At 51.9% G+C, this 24,528-nt stretch carries 18 protein-coding genes and 2 pseudogenes; 8 read left to right on the forward strand and 12 right to left on the reverse strand.

The window, feature by feature from the left end; translation table 11 throughout:
- Positions 1–14 precede the first annotated feature (14 nt).
- Positions 15–356: an Hsp33 family molecular chaperone HslO gene (locus BMX45_RS32255; protein WP_090910646.1), complete on the reverse strand. Its 342-nt coding sequence runs from the start codon at positions 354–356 to the stop codon at positions 15–17.
- Here BMX45_RS32255 and BMX45_RS16695 point away from each other — a divergent pair.
- A pseudogene (locus BMX45_RS16695) lies at positions 348–914 on the forward strand (excisionase family DNA-binding protein); the annotation flags it as partial. The gene BMX45_RS32255 and the pseudogene BMX45_RS16695 sit on opposite strands and share 9 nt — an antisense overlap.
- A 259-nt stretch (positions 915–1,173) precedes the next feature.
- Here BMX45_RS16695 and BMX45_RS16700 read toward each other — a convergent pair.
- From BMX45_RS16700 to BMX45_RS16730, 7 genes are all read right to left on the reverse strand, one after another.
- A complete protein-coding gene (locus BMX45_RS16700; protein WP_090910647.1) occupies positions 1,174–2,010 on the reverse strand; it encodes a carbohydrate ABC transporter permease in 837 nt (278 codons plus the stop codon).
- A 27-nt stretch (positions 2,011–2,037) separates the two neighbouring features.
- On the reverse strand, positions 2,038–2,913 hold the full coding sequence (locus BMX45_RS16705; protein ID WP_090910648.1) for a carbohydrate ABC transporter permease: 876 nt from the start codon (positions 2,911–2,913) through the stop codon (positions 2,038–2,040).
- 62 nt (positions 2,914–2,975) lie between these two features.
- The gene (locus BMX45_RS16710; protein WP_090910649.1) at positions 2,976–4,262 is read right to left on the reverse strand and encodes an ABC transporter substrate-binding protein; all 1,287 of its coding nucleotides are present in this window, start codon (positions 4,260–4,262) and stop codon (positions 2,976–2,978) included.
- Between the two features lie 18 nt (positions 4,263–4,280).
- A complete protein-coding gene (locus BMX45_RS16715) occupies positions 4,281–5,774 on the reverse strand; it encodes a DUF5605 domain-containing protein (protein ID WP_090910650.1) in 1,494 nt (497 codons plus the stop codon).
- A gap of 291 nt (positions 5,775–6,065) precedes the next feature.
- On the reverse strand, positions 6,066–7,238 hold the full coding sequence (locus BMX45_RS16720) for a response regulator (RefSeq protein WP_090910651.1): 1,173 nt from the start codon (positions 7,236–7,238) through the stop codon (positions 6,066–6,068).
- 25 nt (positions 7,239–7,263) lie between these two features.
- Positions 7,264–9,027: a sensor histidine kinase gene (locus BMX45_RS16725; RefSeq protein WP_090910652.1), complete on the reverse strand. Its 1,764-nt coding sequence runs from the start codon at positions 9,025–9,027 to the stop codon at positions 7,264–7,266.
- A gap of 4 nt (positions 9,028–9,031) precedes the next feature.
- Entirely contained in the window at positions 9,032–10,090 is a 1,059-nt protein-coding gene (locus tag BMX45_RS16730) for a LacI family DNA-binding transcriptional regulator (RefSeq protein ID WP_090910653.1), read from the reverse strand.
- A 289-nt stretch (positions 10,091–10,379) separates the two neighbouring features.
- Between BMX45_RS16730 and BMX45_RS16735 the strand changes: the two genes are divergently transcribed.
- The 5 genes and pseudogenes from BMX45_RS16735 to BMX45_RS16755 form a co-directional block, all read left to right on the forward strand.
- Positions 10,380–11,849: an L-fucose/L-arabinose isomerase family protein gene (locus BMX45_RS16735; RefSeq protein WP_090910654.1), complete on the forward strand. Its 1,470-nt coding sequence runs from the start codon at positions 10,380–10,382 to the stop codon at positions 11,847–11,849.
- 39 nt (positions 11,850–11,888) lie between these two features.
- Positions 11,889–12,734: a transketolase gene (locus BMX45_RS16740; protein ID WP_090910655.1), complete on the forward strand. Its 846-nt coding sequence runs from the start codon at positions 11,889–11,891 to the stop codon at positions 12,732–12,734.
- A gap of 2 nt (positions 12,735–12,736) precedes the next feature.
- A complete protein-coding gene (locus tag BMX45_RS16745) occupies positions 12,737–13,672 on the forward strand; it encodes a transketolase family protein (protein ID WP_090910656.1) in 936 nt (311 codons plus the stop codon).
- Positions 13,673–13,684: 12 nt separating this feature from the next.
- A complete protein-coding gene (gene glpK, locus BMX45_RS16750; RefSeq protein WP_090910657.1) occupies positions 13,685–15,202 on the forward strand; it encodes a glycerol kinase GlpK in 1,518 nt (505 codons plus the stop codon).
- A 103-nt stretch (positions 15,203–15,305) separates the two neighbouring features.
- Positions 15,306–16,127 (forward strand): annotated as a pseudogene (locus tag BMX45_RS16755) (ATP-binding cassette domain-containing protein); the annotation flags it as partial.
- Positions 16,128–16,236: 109 nt separating this feature from the next.
- Here the strand turns inward: BMX45_RS16755 and BMX45_RS16760 are convergent.
- A complete protein-coding gene (locus BMX45_RS16760; RefSeq protein ID WP_090910658.1) occupies positions 16,237–16,746 on the reverse strand; it encodes a GyrI-like domain-containing protein in 510 nt (169 codons plus the stop codon).
- A gap of 55 nt (positions 16,747–16,801) precedes the next feature.
- Positions 16,802–17,752, reverse strand: a complete 951-nt coding sequence (locus tag BMX45_RS16765) for a helix-turn-helix transcriptional regulator (RefSeq protein WP_090910659.1) — start codon at positions 17,750–17,752, stop codon at positions 16,802–16,804.
- A 238-nt stretch (positions 17,753–17,990) separates the two neighbouring features.
- On the opposite strand from BMX45_RS16765, the gene BMX45_RS16770 reads away from it, so the two are divergent.
- Both BMX45_RS16770 and BMX45_RS16775 read left to right on the forward strand, forming a co-directional pair.
- On the forward strand, positions 17,991–18,473 hold the full coding sequence (locus BMX45_RS16770) for a PH domain-containing protein (RefSeq protein WP_090910660.1): 483 nt from the start codon (positions 17,991–17,993) through the stop codon (positions 18,471–18,473).
- Positions 18,466–20,166, forward strand: a complete 1,701-nt coding sequence (locus tag BMX45_RS16775) for a PH domain-containing protein (RefSeq protein ID WP_090910661.1) — start codon at positions 18,466–18,468, stop codon at positions 20,164–20,166. Before BMX45_RS16770 ends, BMX45_RS16775 begins: the two co-directional genes overlap by 8 nt.
- Here the strand turns inward: BMX45_RS16775 and BMX45_RS16780 are convergent.
- Entirely contained in the window at positions 20,161–20,799 is a 639-nt protein-coding gene (locus BMX45_RS16780) for a TVP38/TMEM64 family protein (RefSeq protein WP_090910662.1), read from the reverse strand. The two genes, BMX45_RS16775 and BMX45_RS16780, sit on opposite strands and share 6 nt — an antisense overlap.
- 115 nt (positions 20,800–20,914) lie before the next feature.
- Positions 20,915–24,517, reverse strand: coding sequence for a family 10 glycosylhydrolase (locus BMX45_RS16785; protein ID WP_090910663.1), 3,603 nt, complete (start codon positions 24,515–24,517; stop codon positions 20,915–20,917).
- Between the last annotated feature and the right edge of the window lie 11 nt (positions 24,518–24,528).

Raw genomic sequence — 24,528 nt, forward strand, 5'->3', positions numbered from 1 at the left:
GTATGGGCTCTCCGTTAGAAAGTCTTTAGAAGATTCGAAATATCATCAACGTCAAACTTGTATTTCCTTCCGCATATATGGCACACGAGCTCTATTGATTCTCGTTTTGCCACCGCAGCGAGCAAGTCATCCTGATCCAGCGAATACAGCATAGGATAGAGCACCTCTTTAGAGCAATCGCAATGATATTGGATCTTGGTGCTGCCCATCACTTTCATATCCGGGAACATCGTCTCCGCACAATTCAGGAGATTATGGCCGTTTACCGGATTCATGATATATTCCTCGTATTGACGGACGATGCGTTTAACATCCTCCAGCAGCTGGTGCGGTACGCCAGGCAGAAGCTGAGCCATAATCCCGACATATCATATACAACCGGGGAAATCGCCAAACTGCTGAAAATATCAAAACTCACCGTCTATGATCTCATAAAAAGAGGGGAGCTCCCCTCTTATCGGGTCGGCAAGCAAATGCGAGTGGATGCCTCTGACCTGGAAGCTTACAAACAACAAACGCGCATGGCCGGGGCGACCGAACGCTATGCTGGTGCGACCGAACGCTATGCTGGTGCGACCGAACGCTATGCCGGGGCGGCAGAACGCCTTGCAGGCGCTTCTTCCCTTGCCCCGCCTACGCCCTCAACCGCCGCCGGTTCGAACCGGCCGGTCGTTATAACAGGCCATGACATCGGTCTGGATATATTGGCGAAGCACATGGAAAAGGAAATTCCCGGGATTCGCCCATTACGTTCGTTTGTCGGCAGTTTGGACAGCTTGATATCGATGTACAAGGGCGAGTCCGACATTGTGAGCACCCATCTGTTCGACGGCGATACCGGGGAATACAACATCCCCTGCATTCGAAAATTGCTCGTAGGTTCGTCCTATGTCGTCGTCAGTGCCTTCAAAAAGGAGCTTGAAACGATCTCAGGCTACGACTTATCCCTTACGGGAAAAGTCTTATTCGAGACGTGAGCGTCCATGATTCGGAAGTACCCAAACCGCTTGAAAGAAGCGGTGCATAACAGGAAAGGACCCTACAGCCATCGTAGGGTCCTCTTTATTGCTTTCTTCCTGGATCGTTTAAGACGCATCCCCGCTAAGCTCATAGCCTGCTTCTTCAATCAATGCCGCCGTACCGGCTCTGTGAGAGGAAGCAATACCTGCCATGCTACCCTTTGACAGATCCGGCCAAGCCTGAAACGAAGTACTTCTGGAACAGAAGATACACGATAAGGCTTGGAAGTATGGATATCAGCACGCCTGCATTCATCAGGGTATAATCTGCGGAATGCTCGCCTTTGAATGCCATCAGTCCTGTGGTAATCGTCCTCATGGTATCCTTTGTTATGAATATTTGAGCCAAGAGGAACTCATTCCAGGTGGCCATGAAATCAAAGATGACAAGCGTTGCAACGGCCGGCATCGATAACGGGAGGATGATCCGAAGGAATTTCCCCATCTCTCCGCAGCCGTCAATGACGGCGGATTCATCGATCTCTTTCGGGATTGTCCTGAAAAAGCCGCGCAGAATCAGAATTCCAAAAGGGATGCCGAAACCGATATATATCAAGAAGATACCCGGATATGTGCTGACCAGATGCGTCTTATTCAAAAACATATTGAGCGGAACTAGCGTCGCCTGCATCGGGATCATCATTCCTACTAGAAAAAACGCAAACAGGAGATTATTCCATTTGAAAACCATCCTCGTCAAGGAGTAGGCCGCCAAGGCCTCGATCAAGATGCCGAGCGGGACTTTCACCAGACAAATAATCAATGTATTTTTCATATATAGTCCCATATTGCCTTGATTCCACGCTTTAGAGAAGTTTTCCCAATGAAACGGATTGGGGAGCGCATAAAAAGGACTTGTCATTAAATCTCCCTTGGATTTCAATGCCGTAAAAGCGATAAACAAAACAGGGATCAGAAAAATGGCCGCCAGTATAATCAAGATTGCGTATCTTAGCACGTTTATTGCAGGATGAATCCTTATTTCTCCCATCTCCAAGCCGCCCTCCTTTCCCAAGTTTTATACATGCGATTTTTTCGTTGTGTAATATACATAAGGAATGATAACGATCATGCAAATCAGCACGAGGACGGCAGCGATCGCTGAACCGGTGCCAATGTTTGCAAATTTAAACGTTTGGCTGACCATCCATGTGGATAGAACCTGCGTACTCTCCGCAGGCCCGCCGCCTGTCATGCCGTAGATGATGTCATATACTTTCATGGAACCGATCAACGTCGTTGCAATGACGATCAAAAAAGTCTCTCGCAATAGCGGAAGCGTAATATACCAAAAGGATTGATGCGATTTGGCGCCGTCGATTAATGCCGCTTCATACGGGTCCTGCGGGATGGTTTGCAGTCCGGCCAGAAACAATACCATCGGCTGTCCGATTCCTTGCCACATCGCTGCTATGAACACGGCATACAAAGCTGTTTTGGGGTCTGCGAGCCATGCCTGCGTCCAATGCTCCAATCCTAACATCGTCAACAACTTGTTCACGAACCCTTGAGTAGGGTTGTACAGCCATGCCCACCCTGTCGCCACAACGATGCCGGAGAGAACGTAGGGAAAATAAAATACGCCTCTAAATATAATCCGGCCCTTCAGCTTTTTGTTTAACAGCAGCGCCAAGGCCAATCCCGAACCGACCATAAGCGTCAATGAGCCGATCATCCATACCAGATTGTTCTTCAGCGCTTTGGCAAACACGGTATCGTGCATGAAGAGATCCGAATAATTGTTTAGTCCGACAAATACCTTCGAGGAGGAAACCCCGTTCCAACTGAACAAACTTAAATACATCGTGTAGAGGGCAGGGATGAAGATAACCGTTAAGTATATGATCAGCGCCGGCATCAGGAACAGCCACGGCTTGATCGTCTTTGTCGTCACGGGTTCATTCTCCTTTCATAAATGCGCAGCAGCGACTGCTGCTGCGCATTCGGAAAACTCAGTTACTTCTGTTTGCTTTTATAGACGTTTACGGCTTTGTCAATATTCTCCGCCGCTTGCTCGGGCGTCCATTCTTTCAGCGCGACTTTATCCTGGGCTTCAAAGATCTTCTGCACCACCTCTTGCGGAAGCGCTTGGTCTGTGATCAAGAATCCGCCTTCGCTCGCGTGGTCGAGCAGAATCTTCTGGTGCGGCGTATTCTCGGATACTTCAAATTCGGTCAGGGCAGGCGAACCATATTCTCCAATGTATTTATTGACGACTTCCTTTCCAGTCAAATACTCTCCGAGTTTAATCGCTGCCTCCTGCTTGTCCGAATCGATCTCCCCGTTAATTTGCAGCATTTCCACAAATACCGAGGATCTGGCCGGCGTATGTTCTGTCGGAAATTTAAAGACTCCGTAATCATTAGGGTCAACGCCGTTGCTTGTTATGTTTCTGTCAAACCATGTGCCCTCATTAATCATGCCCGTATTCCCTTGATAAAACAGGCTTTCGGCTTCCATCGGGTCCAGTGACGAATATCCGACAGGGAAGTAATTGTTGTCGGTATATTCTTTAATTTTCTCAAATGTTTTAACGACAGCAGGATCATTCCATGAAGCTTCCAAGCTCTTAAGCTTGTCATGAAGCTCTGGACCAGCAAAGTACTCCAGCAGCTGCTCGGTAAGGCGCATCGTATGCCATCCTCCCTTGCTGCCGAAGGAAAGCGGCGTGATATCGTTCTCTTTAAGAATGGCAAGCTGCTCCTCAAACTCGGCAAAGGTGCTTGGCGCCTTTAAATTCAGCTCTTCATAAATTTGGTTGGAGTACCACATGCCAAGCACATTGAGATGAATCGGGATGCCTGATACTTTGCCGTCATACGTGCTCATATCAATGGCCGTTTTGTTATAAATGTCGGACCATTTATGATCCGCCGATACTTGGGTCAGATCAAGTGTAAGCCCGTTCTCCGGATAGAATGAACCCAGCGTTCCGCCCCAGGTAAACCACATATCGGGCAGTGTTTTGGAGGAAGCTGCGATCTTAAGAGATTCCTTGTACGGGTCAACTTCATATTGGGTGAGTTCCACGTTGATATCCGGATTGGCATTCTCGAAATCTTCAACCGCTGAAGCGAACCACTCCCAACCGTTGTTCAGCGTCCACACCGAAATCGTGGTCTGAGAGCCTGTTTGGCCTGCACGTTCCTCACCACCTGCATTTTTGGTACCTGAAGCGCAGCCCGATAAAATCACCATCGCCGACAGTATACACAGCAGCATCGAACTCCATTTTGATTTCATGCTTCATCCCCCTTGTTTTTATTGGTGTATTGCTTTGATCCGCAGCGCCTGGTACGGTTTACCCGGCAGCTCCACTCTGCAAGCCCCTGTAAATTGGCCTGGGAGAGGCGTAATGGTCATTTCCCAGGTATCGATCAACTCAATCGTAAAGTCGGTCCCTTCTGGAAGCGGAAGAATGCGATAGGCCGGCCGGCTTGATCCAAAATAGACCAGATAGTATTCACCATCTACGCCACCTGTCGGGGCATCCCACGAGAAATCGGCTTGTACAGGGTTTAACGGCGGTCCCTCTTCGGCAATTTGGCGCAAAAACAAAATTCTTGTCGGGCTCTCACCGTGCAGCTTGCCGCCGTGCGACCACCATATGATCTCCTCATCATGGAGATACGTTTCCCCATGGGTCACATAGCCCCCGCGAACCAACCCTTCCCAGTAACATTCAACCATCCGCTCAGCCGTAATATTGCCCCATCCATGATTCAGATTCCCTTCGTAACGGCATTCATCAACGACAATCGGCTTCCCGTACTGTTCCCGCCATTCCTGAACAAAATAAAGATCATGATGTTGGATGCTTGCATGCGTCACCCATGGCTTGCCATGATCGTACCAGTGGGCATTGCTGCGATAATGAATGCCGGGGTGGTGCCAATTATGGATAGAGCGCAGATGCTGGTACGGATCTTTCTCCTGAATGATGCGGAAGAACCGATCCCAGTCGCTGGTCGATTTATCCTTCATCAAGTCATATTCATTGGCAAGCGACCACCAGATATTGCGATAGGCCGATAAACGGGCAATCGCATATTTCAGATAGAAATCGTCAGTCTCGGGGCTCATGGTTGAAAACCCCCAGCGGTCATATGGATGGAACAAGATCAAGTCCGCCTCGATCCCCAATGCCTGAAGGTTCTCGATTCGCTGCTCCAGATGTCTCCAGTAAGCAGGATTAAAGACCGTGTAATGAAATCCGGTTTCAATATTTCCGTCAAACGGAAACAGCGCAGGCTCCTTTAAGTTGTAGTCGTAATGCTTCGGAAACACGCACATGCGTATTTTATTAAACGCACCGGATTCGGCCAGACTTTGCAGGGTAAGCTCCTGCAGCGGCTCATCTTGATGGTTCCAGACATAACTTGTCGTCCCGAACGGATAGAACGGCGTGCCATCGGCATAAGCAAAATGAAACCGTTGATCAACCTTCACAGGCCCTCGGTTAACAGGCCCCGGCTCCGTACACTGGAACACGCCAGAAACCCCGGTTAATTCCTTCACATTGCTAACGGTTTCAAAATGCCACGTCCCGATCTGATCCGGCATAAATCGAACAAAGTAACGTCCTTCGCCGTCATAATAACCATCAACCTGGATGACCCGATGCTCGCAGGCGAACTTGGCTGCAAAAATGACATCTGTATACGGATTGCCATCCGACGGCCCGGGCAGGCACAGCTCGAATTTTCCCCAGCGTTCCGTTTTATCAGTAAAATAGATTTCCTGATCCATCTTCATCACTCCCCCATACTTGATCGTCTGTATCATAACCCAACCCTTTGAAGCCTTGTAGAAGTCTGTTTTGCTATTTCCTTTGCTCTTTTTACGTCCCTGGTTGAACTTGTTGGGCTCAGCACAGACGTCAATAACACAATTTTGATGTTCTGTACACTAATACAACCAATGACGTTCATTCCAGTGGAGTTAAGGCCGGCTAACCGCGAGTCAAGCAGGCATTGAAAAGAACCCTCCACGGACGCGAGGGCTCTTGGATGAATATGGAATTGGGTTGATGTTCTGCTGGGCGGCTCACTGATTGCGATATTCAAGGGGGGTAATTCCTACCCGCTCCTTAAAAAGCTTGCTGAAATAATGCGGATTGGCATACCCGATGTCAGCAGCGATCTCATACACCTTGCGGTTCGTTTCCCGCAATAATTTTTGGGCATATCGTATTTTGTTGCGGATAATGTAGTCAGTGAAATTTTCTCCAATCTGCTTGAGAAAGATTCGACTCAAATAACCCGGACTGACATGGATAGCCTCACTAACCTTGGTTAGAGTAATATCTTCCAAGAGATGCTCGTCCAAATACGCTTTCGCCTTGCGGACGATCAAATTATCGCCAAGATCATGAACAGGGAGGCGCAGCAGCGCATCAAGATAGGCATTCGGCAGATCCGAAGCGTGGAAGCAAGCAGAGCTAACCGCAAAGATCAATCGAACGTTCAAAAGCTCCAGCGCCTTCTGCCGCAGATTGTCAATGCAAGCCTCTCTACTGCTCTCGCCGGATTTGGATTTCAGAGGCGATAGCCAGATGATTTCACGGTAATTCCGGTGAAAGACAAGTCCGCCCCAGTCCCTGGACACAAATTCAGTGATGAGATATTGAATGGAGAGAAAACGCAGCTTGGCGGATTCCTCTTCCTCGGAGACGGCGTTGTCTCGCTTGCGAAACACAACGAGTTGACACTCAGGGTTAAAGCATTCCTTAACCGTTTCAAACAGCGCGCTGTTTCCCGGAAACGTAAATCTGTCCAAACACGAAAGCAATAATTGGTTTTTCTCTTCCTCTGTCATGGAGGAACTGGTTGTATAACTCATCATGTTCAACCCTTGGGTCGCTTTCTGAAGTGAACGAACCAGCTCCTCCTCGTCCATGGTCGGTTTATGCAGATAGTCACCCGCTCCTAGTCTGATGGCCCCTCGAACGTATTCAAAGTTGTCATAGCTGCTAAGAAAGATGATATAGATGTTGGGGTTTCTCGCTTTCACTTGTTTTGCCAGTTCGATTCCGTCCATGCCCGGCATGTGAATATCGGTGATGACAATGTGGATATCGACCTGATCCAATATGGTCAGTGCTTCCTCGCCGCTCGCGGCTTCCTCTTTCCAGATCACGCCATGTTCTTCCCAATTGATGATATGCCGAAGCCCCATCCTTACAATAGACTCATCTTCAACAACAAGCATGTTCCACATGGGGGTATCCTCCTCGTTTCGAAACTTAAGATGAATATGGCAGTTTGATCATGATTCGGGTCAGCCCATCCTCACGCTTCAGCTCGAGTCCGTATTCTTTGCCGAATCTGAGGCGAATCCGATCCTGAACATTCCGAAGACCGATATGGGAGGAATCCGAATCCTCGAAGGTTGTGGAGAGGTCGGGCTTCTTGCCCTCAAAACCGACTCCATCATCCTCAATGACAACCGTCAGCGTACGATCATAAGGATCATGCTTTGCGGTTACCCGAATGTTGAGCTTCCGATCCAGTCCTTTGGCTCCATGGTAAATCGCATTCTCCATCAACGGCTGCAGCAGCATGGGCGGCATCGGGACGTTCAGTACCTGGTCAGAGATATCCATTTCCACGTTGAAAACGTTCGTATATCGCAAATCCATCAGATTGACGTAATCCTTAAGCAGCTGAATTTCGTCTTCCAGCGGGACAAGCTCGCTGTCCAGCTTCAAGTTCGCATGCAGCAGCTTGTTCAAGCACTGGATCAGCTTGGCAATTTGAGGGGATTGCTGCAAGATCGCCAGCATCCGAATCGAGTTAAGCGTGTTATATAAAAAATGAGGCTGAATGCGTGCCCGAAGCGCATACAGCTCGGCATGCAGCTTCTGCCGCTCCTTTTCTTCAATCGACTGGACCAGCTCATCCAGTCTGACGACCATTTTTCGAAAACTGGTTGTCAGACGGCCGATTTCATTGTCGCCGGCATAGGCGATCGGAACCTTGAAATTTCCTCGTTCCACTTCCCGCATAGAGCGAATCAGATTGTATATCGGCTTCGCCAGCCCTCTGGCCAGCAGCCAGGAAACGCCGGCGGACACAATAACAAGCACCCCTACTAGGAGAAAGGTGAAGCCTCCGATCACTCGGCTGCCTCGAAGGAGTTCTTCCCTATTCACTCCCATATACGTTTTCCAGCCAAGGTAACCGCTTTCAATATAAACGCCGCTGTACTGATCTGTATTGTTATCGCGGGAAACGGAGGCGGTCCAGCTTCCTTTATTGTTGTCCGATTCCAACGAGGGAAGATTCCGGGCCAGTTGCTCGTCAGACGCATAAATCAATTGATTATTCCGGTCGAAGACCGAGACCTGGACTGTCGGCAGCTCCAGTGAACGGACGATTCTTGGAATGAAGTCGGGAGAGATGAAAATGGCAATCACGGCCAAAGGCTGGTAATCCTCATCCATTAACAGTCTGGAGCCAATCAGGGCGCTAAACGCATCGCCATTGAATTGGTTGATCTCTTGAACGCCCGTAATGACAAAACCTCCCTTCTGATCAATCACTTCTGTGTACCAAGGTTCGCCGGCCGCCGTCACATTGGGGTTAATGTTGGTATTGCCGCTTACCCGATAACCGTTCACCGTTCCGTTCATGCCGTAAATCATCAGACCGTTTATGGACGAATTGATGGAAGGGTAAGCGCTCATTAATCTGGCCATCGTTTTTTGGGCATATATTTCTTCGGTTCCCCAATCCTCTTTGGATAAATACGGTTGGTTCAGATAACTGAATATGCCCGGCAGATAGTACGGTATCATCGTAAACCGGTCGAAGTCGGAGATCTGACGTTCGATGGAGGTGTTCAATTGATCAAGAATGACGCTCAGATCCTGCTCGGCACGCTGAAAGAGCATGTCTGATGATTTGTGGTAAGCTACGGCGCCGATCAATCCCGTCGGTATGCTGCTTAGAAGCAGGAAAACAAAAAAGAGCTTGGTCTGGAACCTCATGTTTGCCCATCTTGCCATGGTGTCACCCCATATCCTCTGCTCCCGTATTTGGAGACGCACATGATTTGCGTTTGATAAACTGCGTATCCACCATCATCTTTACCTTCCCTTGTTGGCCGTACTCTATAGCGTTCGTCAACAGATCCACCGCCAACATCGCCATGCGTTCTTTTTCGACATGAATCGTTGTCAGCTCAGGCGTTACGATCAGCGACTCCGTTATATTGTCAAAGCCGATCACCGATGTATCCTCAGGGACGCGTATGCCCAGCTCGGCCATCGTCTTCATCGCGCTGATGGCGATATAGTCGCATTCGCAGAACCAGGCGGTCGGCAAACGTTGGCCGCTCGTCAACATTTGCTCCAGCTGCTGTTTCAGCTCCTCCTGGGAAGTGAGAATCGTCGTCGCAACCGACAGCTGATGGGATTCCCGAATATGGATTCCCGATTCATCAAGCGCCTGCCTAAATCCGCGGGAGCGCTCTTCAAAATTATGAATCCGGATATTCGAAGCGATGTAACCGATCGATGAATGCCCCATCTGGCATAGAAACTTTCCGGCTTGATAACCGCCCATCACATTGTTGATTTCAATAAATTGAACCGGCAGCGTCTCGTAACAAGTGTCCAGCACGATAAGATTCGGCAGCTTTGCATGGATCGCTTCGATCTGATCCCGGGTCAGGTTCGTTCCAAGCACGATAACCCCGTCGCTGCGCTTCTCTTCGGCAATCGACTGAATATCTCTGTCGAAAAACTCAATATCCACCGTCGAAAAGATCAGGGAATATCCCTTTTCCCGGCATCGCACTTCAATGAAATGAATCAGCTCTTTAAAGAAAGGCTGCTGGTAATATTCCTCTAATACAATCCCTGAATTGATGCAAACAAGAAACAGGAGGGACTTATCCGTTCTAGCCTGCGAGGCGGATGCTCTTGATTTGGGAACATACCCTGCTTCCTGTGCCACTTGCAGGATCCGGGCGCGCGTTTCGGCGCCAATTCCCGGTTTGCCGCTAAACGCTAAAGATACGGCTGCTTTAGATACATTAGCTAATTTCGCGATGTCTTCCATTTTCATAGCGATCCCTTGCTCCTATCTTTCGGATATGCATAAAAAGTGTACACTGAATTCATTTTAGTTGCAATGTTTAGTAAATGTTAATTCAATTTGTTTAGTTTGTTTACCACTTAATAGATTGTATTTTAGCTAAAATACGTATTGACAACGCTTTATTTACGATGATAGGATATGACCGAACAAGAAGATTAATTAGATGAATTATTTTGTTTAGTTGTTTAGTTTAGGGTTTTGGTTTAGTCCCTGTTCATAACCATTTAAGATTCTAATGACAAGGAGATTTAGGTCAATGAAAAAACTAAAACTGGGGTATGCGCCTACTCGACGTTTCACCTTCAGCAAAGAAGATGCGTTCAAGTACAAAGTGGCTATCCGGAAACAGATCGAAAGCTTCGGCATGGACATTGATATTGTGGATCTTGAGGGCCTGAACGAAGAAGGTTTGCTCTATGACGACCATATCAATGCAGACCTGATCGCCAAAAGGTTCAGAGATGAAGAGGTGGATGCGGTCTTCTTCCCTCACTGCAACTTTGGCACCGAAGACACCGTCGCCCGTGTCGGAAAAGCTCTCGGCAAGCCGGTTCTTCTATGGGGACCTCGAGATGAGGCGCCTCTGGCTGATGGAATGCGGCTGCGAGATACCCAATGCGGTCTTTTTGCCACGGGAAAAGTTCTTCGCCGATTTAATGTCCCCTTCACTTATGTAACAAACAGCCGAGTCCATGATCCTGTATTTGAGAGAGGGTTCACGAACTTTATTGCTGCAGCTAACGTGGTGCGGCATTTCAAGAGCCTGCGCATCCTTCAAATCGGGCCGCGCCCTGCTTCGTTCTGGACCATGATCTGCAATGAAGGCGAGCTCCTCGAGCGATTCGGGATTGAGATCCATCCCATCACGCTGGTGGATATTCAGCGAAGATCCGCCAAGATCGCTTCCGGAAACAGTCCCGAACTGCTCGAAACGATGGATTACATCAAGGAGAAACTCGATATCAGCGAGATTACGGAAGATGATGTAAAGCGCGTTGCCGCATTGAAGGTTGCCATGAAATCCTACGCCCGGGAGACGGGAAGCACGGCGATTGCGATCCAGTGCTGGTCTTCCCTTCAAGATGCCATCGGCATTATGCCTTGTTTGGCTAACGCCATCCTTACCGATGAGCAAATTCCGGTGACCTGTGAAACGGATATCCACGGAGCGATTACATCCATCATGGTACAGTCGGCCGCCATGAATGAAGCGCCGACCTTCTTTGCAGACATCACGGTCCGGCATCCGGAGAACGACAACGGCGAGCTGCTGTTTCATTGCGGCAACTTCCCGGTATCCCTGTCTGTTGAGAACAAACCGAAGATGCGCAGACACTTCCTCTTCGACGACCACGCTCCAGGAACCCATGAAGGAGAGATCAAGGGCGGCGATATGACCATAGCCCGCTTTGACGGCGACCATGGAGAATATTCGATCTTCTTGGGCCGAGCACGCGGCATTGAAGGACCATACACCCGTGGTTCCTATGTCTGGGTAGAAGTCAACGACTGGCCGCTATGGGAAGAAAAGCTTGTCAAAGGACCGTACGTTCATCATTCCGTTGGCATCCACGCCAATGTCATCCCGGCTATTTACGAGGCCTGCAACTACATTCCCGGCCTGACAGCCGATCCGGTGGATCCTACGGAGCAAGAGATTCAGCGCTGGCTTCGGGGATCCGGACTTCATGGAAAATCCGCATCCGACTTGCTGGTACGTGGCTAAGCCGACATTCAGGTCGCATCTTTTCACAAGGAGGACATTATGGACATTCGAGCATTAAAAATCAAAGCAGCCCAGATTCGGATGGATTTGCTAACGATGATTCACCGCGCCCAGACAGGACATACAGGCGGTTCATTAAGCAACACGGATATTCTTACCGCGCTCTATTACGAAGTCATGAACATCGATCCCTCGAACCCGAACTTAGAAGATCGGGACCGCTTCGTCGCAAGCAAAGGCCACTCCGTGGAATCCCTATGGTGCATCTTGGCAGACCGGGGATTTTTCCCGAAGGAAGAGCTTGAAACCTACAGCCAGTTCGGCACAAGGCTCATCGGACATCCCAACAATAAAGTGCCCGGGATCGAGATGAACACCGGTGCGCTTGGCCATGGGATGCCAATCTCGGTTGGGATGGCGCTCGCAGCCAAACGGGATGGACGCCCCTACCGCGTATTCTGTTTGATGGGGGACGGTGAGTTGGCCGAAGGGTCGAATTGGGAAGCCGCCATGGCGGGCTCCCATTACAAACTGGATAATTTGATCGGCATCGTTGACCGCAACGGCCTCCAGATCAGCGGCTCCACGGAAGAGGTGATGGGGCTGGAACCGCTGGAGGAGAAGTGGGCCGCCTTCGGCTGGCACGTCGTCTCCGTCGACGGGAACGATATCGAGCAACTGCTCGCGGCTTTCCGGTCCGTCCCTGAGGTATCGGGTCGTCCTACGCTAATTATGGCCAATACCGTTAAAGGAAAAGGCGTATCGTTCGCCGAGAATGTCCCGGGATGGCACCACCATGTGCCGAACGATGAGCAACTGAAGCTCGCCTTGGCCGAACTAAGTTCCTATATCGATCAATTGAGCCTGAAAGGACAGGTGAAATGACCATGAATACCATTCCGAATCGCCAAGTGATTTGCGATACGCTCTTGGAGCTGGCTGAGAACGACAAAGATATCATGGTGCTGGCAAGCGACTCCCGCGGATCTGCGGCGATGGCGCCCTTCGCCAATAAATATCCTCAGCAGTTTGTCGAGGTCGGCATCGCGGAACAGAACATCGTGGGGATGTCCGCGGGACTCGCCCATAGCGGCAAAAAGCCCTTCGTCACCTCCCCCGCCTGCTTCCTGAGCATGCGCAGCATTGAACAGATCAAGGTGGATGTGGCCTATTCCGCCACCAACGTGAAGCTGATCGGCATTAGCGGCGGCATTAGCTACGGCGCGCTAGGCATGTCGCATCATTCCGTTCAGGACATTGCCGTGGCCAGGGCGATTCCCGGCCTTGCGGTCATCCTTCCTGCCGATCGCCATGAGACGAAGAAGATGACGGAAGCTTTGGTGAACTATGAAGGCGGGGTCTATGCCCGGATCGGACGCAACCCCGTGGCTGACGTGTACGAATCCGACGAGTACGACTTTGAGATCGGTAAAGCGGTGACGATGAAGGACGGCTCCGACTTGACGATCATCGCTGCCGGCGAAACGGTACGCATCGCGCTGGGCGCAGCCGAAGCTTTGGCGAATGACGGCGTAACTTGCCGGGTGCTGAATATGCATACCATCAAGCCGCTTGATGAGGCGGCAATCATTGCTGCGGCAGCGGAGACCGGGCATATCATTACGGTCGAGGAACACAGCATCTACGGCGGACTCGGAGCAGCCGTCGCCGAAGTAGTCGTACAGAATGCCCCGGTTCCAATGAAGGTTGTGGGCATCCCGGATGAACCTGCCATCGCCGGTAAGACGGCCGAGGTATTTCGCCATTATGGAATCACGGCAGACCATATTAAACAACTTGCGCTTGAACTGATTAACAAGTAAAGGGCGAAGCATATGGACCACAGCAACCGATATATTTTAGCGATTGACCAGAGCACGTCAGGCACGAAGGCGCTGCTTGTGAACCATGCCGGCGAGATCATCGCCCGCAGCTCGCTTGAACACAAGCCATTGTATCCCAAGCCGGGATGGGTCGAGCATGATCCGATGGAAATCTACGACAACGTCATAACCTCCGCACAGGAAGTTCTAACTAAAGCTCGCGCAGCGCCGGAGACGCTTGCGGCACTGACCATCACCAACCAACGCGAAACCATCTTGGCATGGGACCGCGTGAGCGGTCTTCCGATATACAATGCCGTCGTATGGCAATGCCAGCGAACAGCGGATATGTGCGAGCGGCTGAAGCAGGACGGACTGGAAGGCATCGTCCGCGCAAAAACGGGCCTGATGCTGGATCCCTACTTTTCGGCGACCAAACTCAAATGGATCATCGATCATGCCGAAGGTGCGAAAGAGCTCTTGGCCGAGGGCAGATTACTGGCCGGCACGATCGATAGCTGGCTGATCTGGAAGCTGACCGGCGGCAAAGTGCACGCAACCGATTATACCAATGCCAGCCGCACCTCCCTCTTCAATATTCATTCGCTGACCTGGGATGAGGAGCTGGCAGGGGTGTTCGGGATCCCCTTCTCCATTCTCCCGCAGGTGAAAGCATCCGACGAAGTGTTTGGTTATACGGAAGACCATGATTTATTCGCCGAACCCGTTCCAATTACAGGGGTCATCGGCGATTCGCAAGGTGCCCTGTATGGGCAGCAGTGCTTTGAGCAAGGCATGGCGAAAGCCACCTACGGTACCGGAACTTCCCTGCTGATGAATGTCGGGGATCGGCCGATTGACGGTGGGGACGGTCTCGTTACCGCCATCGCCTGGGGGGCGGGGGGCACGGTCACCTATGCGCTTGAAGCCGTCATCCGCACCAGCGGAGACAGCATCAAATGGACCCGGGACAATCTGGGGTTGTTTGGCACCTATGAAGAACTTCAGCTGTTGGTGGAAAATACCTCCGGCAATGAAGGGGTCTACCTTGTGCCGGCGTTTGTCGGACTCGGCGCTCCCTACTGGGATCCCTATGCGCGCGCTGCCATTACGGGCATGACCCGCGGAACGGATAAGAGGCATATTCTGCGTGCCGCCCTTGAAAGCATCGCCTATCAAGTCCGCGACGCCGTTGAATTTATGCAGGCACAGTCCGGCATCCTGCTCCAAGATTTGCGGACGGACGGCGGCGCGTCATCCAATCCATGGCTGATGCAGTTTCAGGCGGACATTCTGGGCAGTGTTGTCATCCGTTCCACCTTTGCCGAACTGTCCGCGCTCGGGTCCGTGTATCTAGGCGGGATTGGCTCGGGATTTTGGAACAGCCTGGCTGAAATCCCGTCCGAACGGAAGCGGTACGAAACCTATGTTCCAATGATGGATGCGGCGGCACGGGACGATCACTACGAAGGTTGGCGCAATGCTATCCATGCCGTACGCAGTCAGGCGCGCAAACCATTGCCCTCATAAAGTTCATTATCAATCATCATGAATCCGGCCCCCCTGTCCGGCCGGATTCCCCTTATTCAATATTCCCAGGGGTTATACATATGGAATGCGAGGTGAAGATCGGATGCATATTCGAATGGAAGGCATTTATAAGCGTTTGGCTCGAACCGCGTGCTGACCGGCGTGGATTTTGAACTGCTTGAAGGCGAAGTTCACTCCCTGATGGGCGAGAACGGGGCAGGGAAATCTACCCTGATGAACATCTTGACCGGCATGCATGCGCGGGATAAGGGAGAGATCGTCGTCGATGGACAAGAAGTGTCGTTCGCAAGCCCCAAACAGGCTGAGGATAACGGGATCGCTTTGCTTTTATCCATCAGGAACTCAATGTGTGGCCGGAGATGACCGTGCTGGAAAACCTCTTTATCGGGAAAGAACATACGCACGGCTGGGGATATCTGAACACCAGGAAAATGAAGGCGCTTGCATAGAAACAAATGAACAAACTCTTCCTCTCGCTTCCGCTGAATCGGAGAGCCGGCGATTGTTCGGTGGGACAGCAGCAGATGATCGAAATCGCCAAAGCTCTCATGACTAAGGCTGAAGTGATCATCATGGATGAACCGACAGCGGCTCTTACCGAAAAGGAAATCGGGACCTTGTTCGAGGTGATCCGAAAAGCTCAAGCAGGAAGGCGTCTCCATCGTTTATATCTCGCACCGTATGGAAGAAATATTCGAGATCTGTGATCGAATCACCGTCATGCGAGACGGCATGACCGTGGATACGAAACCGATTCCCGAAACCGGATTCGAAGAGGTTGTCCGTAAAATGGTCGGCCGGGAGTTAACGGACCGTTTTCATTCGCGGCAAGCTTCCCTGTATCCTCGAGGTCAAAAATGCCACCCGGCAGGGCGTCTTTGAAGATGTCACCATACCGATGAAGCCCTGGCTTATGGAATGGATGAAGACATATATCGTTATATCAAACAAGCTGCGGCTGTGATCACAGAGGCATAGGCACAATGGTTATAAGTTCCGCATAGCTTTAACCGCTATTCAATTGCGATATAGACGTCCACCACAGTATGGGCAGGATCAAACTGCCGCGTGTCAAAGCGTTCGTAATCGCCCGTATACGTCCTTTTTTCGGCTGATTGCTGGAAGTAGCTCCAAATTTCATGCCATACCTCAGGCACGATCTCCATTAAGGGGCCACGTCTTGTCCGGAATACCAAGTACCTGGATGCAGGGACGGAGGCTTGCTGCAGCTCCTCCGAAGAAGCTGAAACAGCCACGTCTTCATCTATCCTGTTGCCGATTATTAAGGTGTACGACCCGGATGCGTCGCTTTCGTAATCCGTGTACAACGCATAGATGGCTTGATCCTTATCAGATAATCGTGCCTGCAGGCCGCTTTGGAAATACCGATCCCATAACTGCGGTATTTTGCCTTGCGGTCCTGCCTCCGCTTCGTTTGTCGTTCGGACGCCGACGCCCTGAATGGACATGGCGGGTCTAACCTCTATCCATCGTTCACTCTGATTCTGATTGCTGTTGTTCATGCTGTATCCTCCTTGTCATCAATATAGCTTCATTCTACAGAGGTAACGTGGACATCTATCTGTCCGGGTTATCGTAGCGCTGCATAATCAATCGCGCTCTTCGTTTCACTTCCTCCACCGCTTCGCACGGCTGCTCAATCAGCACCTGATTACCAAAGCTTAGAATCATGCCGTAGAACCATTCGTCCAATTTGTATAACGCTTGAACGCGTAAGGAGCCGTCCGGGTTGAGGGTCACTTGTTCCGGCGGAAACATATCCGCCACCCGCTGACGCGCGGCAGCCTCGAATAGCAGCATGGTCTCCTGCTCCCGAGCATTGGACCAGGAGGAGTCCCATTCCAAACGTTCCTTGCCAGGCCATGGCCTTGGCTCATACGCTTCGCTCAGCATCTTGATAGCCTGCATGCGCGACAACCGGAAGAGGCGAAAATCTTCCCGCTCCAGGCAAAAGGCCTGCACATACCAAACATTGCCCTTCAGAAACAAGGATGCCGGTTCAATGGTTCTTCGCTCCGCGCTGCCTTCCGCATCGATATATTCCATCTGCACCCTGCACTTGTCATGAATGGCTTTTTTGAGCAAGCCCACGGCGGGTTTCAGCCCCTGACGCTGTCCCCAAGGCTGAAAGTCCATGACTATGGGCTCCTTCCGATATTCATAGCCAAGTCCCTGCTCTACCCTGCGCAGCAGCGCTTTGATCTTCTCCAGCAGCAGGCCCATCTGCGGATCCTCCAGTGCGCAGCTCAGCCCCTTAACGGCTGTAACCAAGGTGCTCATCTCCTCGGCGGACAGCCAGTACTTATCGATCATATAATGCTCCATGATCTCAAATCCGCCGGTGATCCCCTGGTGGGCAACAATCGGAATGCCAGCTTGGCACAGCGTATCCATATCTCGGTATATCGTCTTGCTGGATACCTCGAACCGTTCCGCCAGTTCTTTGGCGCTCAGTCTCCCACGGTTAAGAAGCAGGACGGTTATGGCTAACAGCCGGTCTATTTTCATGATCAGCCATCCTTTCGTTCTCGATCATTTCATCAGCTTTCTTAACTCAAGCTTAACAGAATCGGGATGTGTTCATGCAACCGTTAGGTCGGGTTCAGATGATCGTTAATCTGTTATGCTACAATGATAAGCACGGCAAGCAGATAGGGGCGGAATGAAACGCAGTTTTCCCAAGCAACGTAGACATACATATAGGTAAGGAATGATCGAATCTTTAACATCAAGGAGGAACCTACATATGGACCATCGGCTTGACGCCATGCGCAAGTGCCACCCGGACTCCGTCACGATCTCCCGCATAACGGGCTTCATCACGGACGGAATTATTATGCTGGCTGCAGCAGCTTATCTGATCATCGCGGCTATACTCGAATGGACCCTCATTCCCGGGTGGATCACCATCGGACTCTTGGTTCTCGGAGCCTGGTTTACTTGGGCCGTGCCCTCTTTCACTTACAAACAATTCGGCTTTAAAATCAGCGAGGAAGAGTTGGAGCTTCGCTCCGGCTGGATCTGGCTCAGCGACACCCTCGTTCCCATGACGCGGGTGCAGCATGTCGAGCTGGAACGGGGGCCGCTCCTTCGCAAATTCGGGTTAGCCAAGGTCAAGGTGGTCACGGCTGCAACGACCCATGTCATTCAAGCGCTTAAGCTGGAAGAAGCAGAGGAACTAAAGAAACAGATCGGCGAGCTGGCCAAAGTGGTGGATCACGATGAATGAACCGACAAGGCTGCACCGGCTGTTCATCCTGTTCCCGCTCGCGGACAGCGTAAAATCGCTCATTCCGATTGCAGCCCTGGTATCCATCAAATTCCTTAACGGGAAATCGCTGCGCGACATCCCTTGGTATTGGCTGTCCGCCGCCATTGTCATCCTGGTCTCGCTTCTGCTCCTGTACGGGTATCTGAAGTGGAAACGCTTCGTCTATACGCTGGAAGAAGACAAAATCCTCATCCGCCGCGGCGTGCTGTTCCGGGAGGAATTGTCCATCTATACGGGCCGCATCCACTCCATGAATATGGAGCAGCCCTTGCTGCAGCGTTTATTGGGGCTTACCCAGGTCCGGATCGAAACGCCGGGCAAAAAGGAAGGCGGCGGCGGCATCCTGCCGGCCGTCACCAACAGCGAAGGCGAACGGCTGCAGCGCTGGCTGCGCGAGCAGACCCGAACCAGGCAGGACGATATCGAGGTTCACCCAGCTGCGGAAAGCTCCGGCCCATCCGGTCAGAGCCTTTCCGTAGAGTCGGAAAGCCTTTCCGTAGAGCCGGAGAGACCGTCCGTTCCTTCCCCGGAGACCCCGGAGGCTCATGGATCCGTTCACCACCCGTCGGATGAAAACCGGGACTTCGAGCGCGTTCCGTTGATGGATTCCGAATCCGGCGCCGCCGGCAGAGAGAAGGCAAACCATCCCATCCCGGCCGAGGAAGAACGCAGCACGCTGCTCCAGCTATCCTCGGGCCGGCTGCTCATTGCCGCGCTCTCCTCGCCCAACCTGTCATTGGCTTTAGCCTTTGTGGGTGGTATCGCGTCTTTTGCCGATGACCTGCTGCCGGATCGGATATACCAATCGCTGTTTCAATCGGCAGGGAAGCTGCTGCCCGGCAGCTGGATCAGCATCGCGGCATTGGCGCTCATCGTGTCCTGGCTGCTCTCGGCTGTGCTCTACACGATCAAATATGCCGGATTTACCGTCGAGCGTTTCGGGAAACAAATCTCGGTCAGCTGCGGTCTGCTGGAGAGAAACAGACTGCTCTTCTCCCCGGAACGCGTATTGGCCATAACCGTAAAGGAAGGCGTATTCCGGCGGTGGTTCGGTTACGCCGAAGTGAAGGTTCATGTCCTTACGTCAGAGTCCGAGAAGCATTTCATGCTGCATCCTCTGCTGAAGACCGGGGATATCCCGGCACTGCTGAAGCGGGTTACGCCTCAATTCAGCGCTCAGGCCATTTCGGCTTCGCCGCCGCCCCGCGCCAGATGGATGTACGTCCGCTGGAAGCTGGCTTTTGCGGCAGCCGTCAGCGCCGCTTGCATCTGGTATTTTGACAGGCTCGGTTTATTATCGCTCCTGCTGCTTCCGCTCTCGTTCGCCTGGGGGCTTCTGTCGCACCGGGATTCCGGACTGAACGTCACGGGTAAACAGCTTACGATCCGCAGCCGCTTCATTGCAATGTCGACCAGGTACATACGCCGGCCTCAGATCATTGCCATGGAGGTCAGCGGTACCCGCAGGCAGCGTAGAAAGGGGCTTCTCTCCCTTCAAGTGAAGATGATACTCAGCGAAATCAACGAGAGTTTAAGCGGAATGGAACAACAAGAGATCGAAGCCGTACGGGCGTGGTTCCAACAGAAAAAAGGCGAGACCATAACCCCTGCAGGGCAGGGAGGTCCCACCTCGTCGATCGAACGCCTATAAGCGTTCGGCCTCCGTTCTTCCCGAACGGTCTAAACCCGACAAGCGGTAAACCAGAAGGGTTACGGCAAGAAATACGCCGTATACGCCTATGGTTATTAGGATATGGGAAGGATTGGACATCAAATTGTCTCCTACCATCGAGAACAGCAGCATGGCGGGAATTTTGCCCAATGCGGACGCCAAGCTGTACGATACGAACGTTACCTTGCTGAGCGCTGCGTACACATTGATGACAATGGAAGGAATAAACGGGATCAACCGGGTAAACAGAATGGTCAAAAAGGCGTTCCGTTCAAACATCGTGGTCACTTTTCCCAGGCTGTTGTAACGGTGAAGCGCCCGGTTGCCCCATTCCTGATAACCGTAGCGGATGAACATGAACATCAGGATGGAAGCAGCTGTGGAGCCGACCCAAGTAACCATCCCGCCGATAACCGGACCCAGGGCAGCCCCGATTACGCCGCCGACAACGGGATAAGGGATCACCGGGAACAAAGCCATGGCGACAGCGACGAGCATGATCAGCATGATGCTGTCTGTCGATCGAATCCATGCCAATATGAACTCGCCTTTATAGTAAATAAGACCACCCACGGCAACGTAGACAAGTGCCATTCCTAATTTTTTGACCATGCACCACACTCCAAGACATAATGCCTCTATTGTACCATGGAGCATGTCGATTGGAACAAGCAGCAAAAGGGACATCCTTAGACATACTGCCTAAGGATGTCCCTTTTTACAGGTTCTACATATTCAACAGGTTGTAGATGATGACCGCTGCCTGAGCGCGATTGGCAATTCCCTTCGGCATAAACCGGTCATTGCCGGTGCCTTGTATCACGCCTTTCTCGGCCAAGAGGGCAACCGCGTTTCTAGCATAGCCTGCAATGCTGCTGCCATCTTTAAACTTCGCCAAGGTGCCCTCCTCATCCTCTGCCTTCATATCGGTGAATAATGTCAACGCATTGGCGCTCATGATCGCCATTTCCTGGCGGGTGATCGGCCGGTTCGGATCGAATTTGCCGCCTCCGATTCCTTGAGCGAGCCCGGCATCTATCGCAGATGCGATGACGGAGTAGTGCCAATCAGTCGGCTTCACGTCGGTAAATTCCAGGTCGGCGGCCCCCGTCAGCTGGAAAGCCCGGACAAGCATGGTCAGGAATTCGGCTCTTGTCACCGATTTCATCGGCCGGAATGAATCCTGACCCACTCCCTCTACGATGCCAAGCGCCGCCAGTTCCTCAATCGCCGCTTTCGCCCAGCCTACGCTGTCCACATCGCGGAACACCGGAGGTTTCGGCGGCGTCGGCGGGTTGACAGGCGGTGTCACCGGAGGCGTTACGGGTGGAATTACCGGCGGTGTTACCGGTGGGTTCGGTTTCCCAGGCGGATTGACTGGCGGAGTGACTGGCGGTGTCACCGGCGGGTTCGGATTCCCCGGCGGGTCAACCGGCGGCTGGCCGTGGTCCCCCGCTTTAATCGTTACGGAAGGGCTCGGGGCACTCTCGTTATGCAAACGATCGACAGCCGTCACAACGTACGAGTAGGTTTGTCCCTTTACGACGGTACGATCAACAAAGAACTGCGTCGTACCGGCGTTTTTCCTGACAGTCCCTATTAAATTCTCCGGTTCCTGAACGCTGCCAGTTTCCCGACCGTCAAAGCGATACACCGCGTAATACGTCTCGTCGTCCGACGAAGACCAGCTGATCTTCACGCCTTCCTGTACTTGGTCGGCCTTTGGCTTCTTGGTCGCAGCCGGTGCCTCCGATTCGATCCAAGGCATGGCCGGGATGAGCGCCGGGTATCGGTACAGATCGTTTTTCAGTCTGTCCGTAAATCCAAGCGCGTTGTCCTTAAACCATTTGGAGCTGAAATACATGCTGCCCCGGACTTCCTCGAAGTTTCGATTGTACCGGATCTGGTTCGGCATTTCGTCGGGATTGGACCAATCGGCATTTGACCCGATTTTATATACGGCTTGTCCGCTGTATAGATGAACGTTCTTGCCGAACACGATCCCGCTCCACCAATCGATCAGCTTATCGTAAGCCGCTGCGGAGTACCCGATGTTCCAATAAATCTGCGGCGTGATATAGTCGATCCACTCTTCTTCGACCCATTTCTTCGAATCCGCGTAAATCGCATGATAACTCTCGAGTCCCGTCGTTTCGGAGCCGGCCGGATCGCTGGATTTATTTTTCCAAATACCAAACGGGCTGATGCCGAATTTCACGTAGCTCTTCTCCGCCTTGATGGCTTCCTTCACGTTTCGAATGAAGGTATTGACGTTATTTCTTCTCCAATCGCTCTTGTTCGTAAAGGAGCCCTTGTGCTGATTAAACGTATCCGTATCCGGGAAATCCACGCCCGTTACGGGATACGGGTAGAAATAATCGTCAAAATGCACGGCGTCGATATCGTAATTCCGAACGACCTCCATGATGCCGTCAATGATGAACTGCTGCGCCTCCGGCACCCCTGGATTGAAATACAGCTTGCCGCCGTATTCCTCGACCCAGTCGGGATGCTGTCTGGCCGGGTGATTCGCTACCAGCTTATTGATGTCTCCCTGCAGGCTGATGCGATACGGATTGAACCAGGCGTGGAACTCCATGTTTCTCTTATGCACTTCCTCGAGCAGGAATGCCAGCGGATCGTAACCCGGATCCTTGCCTTGTTCACCTGTCAGCCACTCGGACCAAGGCCCGTATTGGGACGGGTAAAAAGCATCCGCCGTCGGTTTGATCTGCATGATGACCGCGTTCATTCCGGCATCCTCCAGTTGATCGAGCAGCTGAATGAATTGCTGCTTCTGCTGCTCCGGATCGGTAACCCCTTTAGCCGGCCAGTCTATATTATCGACGGTGGCGATCCATGCAGCCCGCATCTCGCTTTTCGGATGCCGGGAAGCTTCATTCACGGTGATATAGAGCGAATCGGTCTTTCCTTGGAACGCGGCTGTTATTCTAGCGGAGCCTACCTTCAAACCGCTCACCACCCCTTTATCCGAAACCGAAGCGACCTCCGGGTTGCTGCTGGTAAACGTAACGCCTTCCTCTATGGTTAGCGGTTCAGCCATCCAAGAGTACGTGGCGGATACCACCGTTTCAAAAGAATCTCCAACCGTCACAGACGTAAGCCCCTGAAGTTGAATGCTTTGCAAAACAGGAACCGGGTCCGTCACGGTAATGGTATGATGGGCGGATGCTCCCCGGTACGAGGCCGTAATGGCAGCCGTCCCTTTGGAAACCGCAGTCAGTTGACCCGCTTGATCGACCGATACAACGCCAGGCTGATCGCTTGTATAGCTAATGCCTTCGGTCATCCACACCGGATCCGTCTGGTTTCCGTAGACGGAGTAAACCACGCTGGTTCTCATGTTGTCCGTAACGCTCGTCTCCATATGAAGCGGCCCGGACAACAGCAATTCATGGGGAGCCGGAGCATCCGCCGCCACATGCAGCTCCAGCTGGGCTTTTGGCGCATCGCCGTACTCGGCCGTGATGGTCACCGTTCCCGGTGCCAATGCTTCAATGGTGTCGTATGTAGCGCCCATCACGGTGGCAACGGATTCGTCGCTGCTGGTCAGCTTCACACCGGATGTCAGTAACGTTGGTTCCGACTGACCTTCATAGGTTGCATAAACTTGCGGCTTGACCGTTTCACCGACGCCCATAGGCGTCAGTCCGCCGATGTCGAGCCCGTATACCGGGGAAGCCGTATAGAAGGCGGACAGCCTATCGAAGTATAAGGCACCTTTGTTTTTATTTGTGTCTTTTAATTCGGCTACGTAGATTTGATTCACTTTGAGAGGAGCCTGAATGGTAGAAGGAATGTTTAATTTGACGTATTTCCAGCCCTTCCAGTTAAGACCGGAGGTGGCTGTAAAATCAACGGTATGCTTGCCGCCGGAAGAATCCTGGAGCTGTGCACGGAGCCAGTGATTGCCGCCGTCTCCGTAAACCCACAAGCCGAGTGCCTTCGGTGATCCGGGAACGCTCCTGCCGGTTGATCCATCCGGGTCTCTGAAATTGAGATAAGCCGCCGAGGTACCGGATTCGCTGCCCACAAAATCATAGCTTAAGGCTGCAGCGTGATGTCCGTAATAAATGGGCTCCGGCCTCCCCGCCAAATCCAGCTGGGCCTTCCCCCTTGCGGAAGATGCAAATAAATTCGTTACCGATTCGAAATCCTCCAGCACCACTGCTTCCGGCTGTCCTGCGCTTGCGTTCGTTTCAACGGAACTGCCCCACACAGACACGGCCAAGCTGAGCATCACGGCAAATGCCAACGTCATGGACAGAATGGACTTACTGCTTCGATAGACACGCCTTTTGGTCATCATTCATCAATTCA

Source organism: Paenibacillus sp. cl141a, from assembly GCF_900109305.1.
Classification (GTDB): Bacteria; Bacillota; Bacilli; order Paenibacillales; family Paenibacillaceae; genus Paenibacillus_AQ; species Paenibacillus_AQ lautus_A.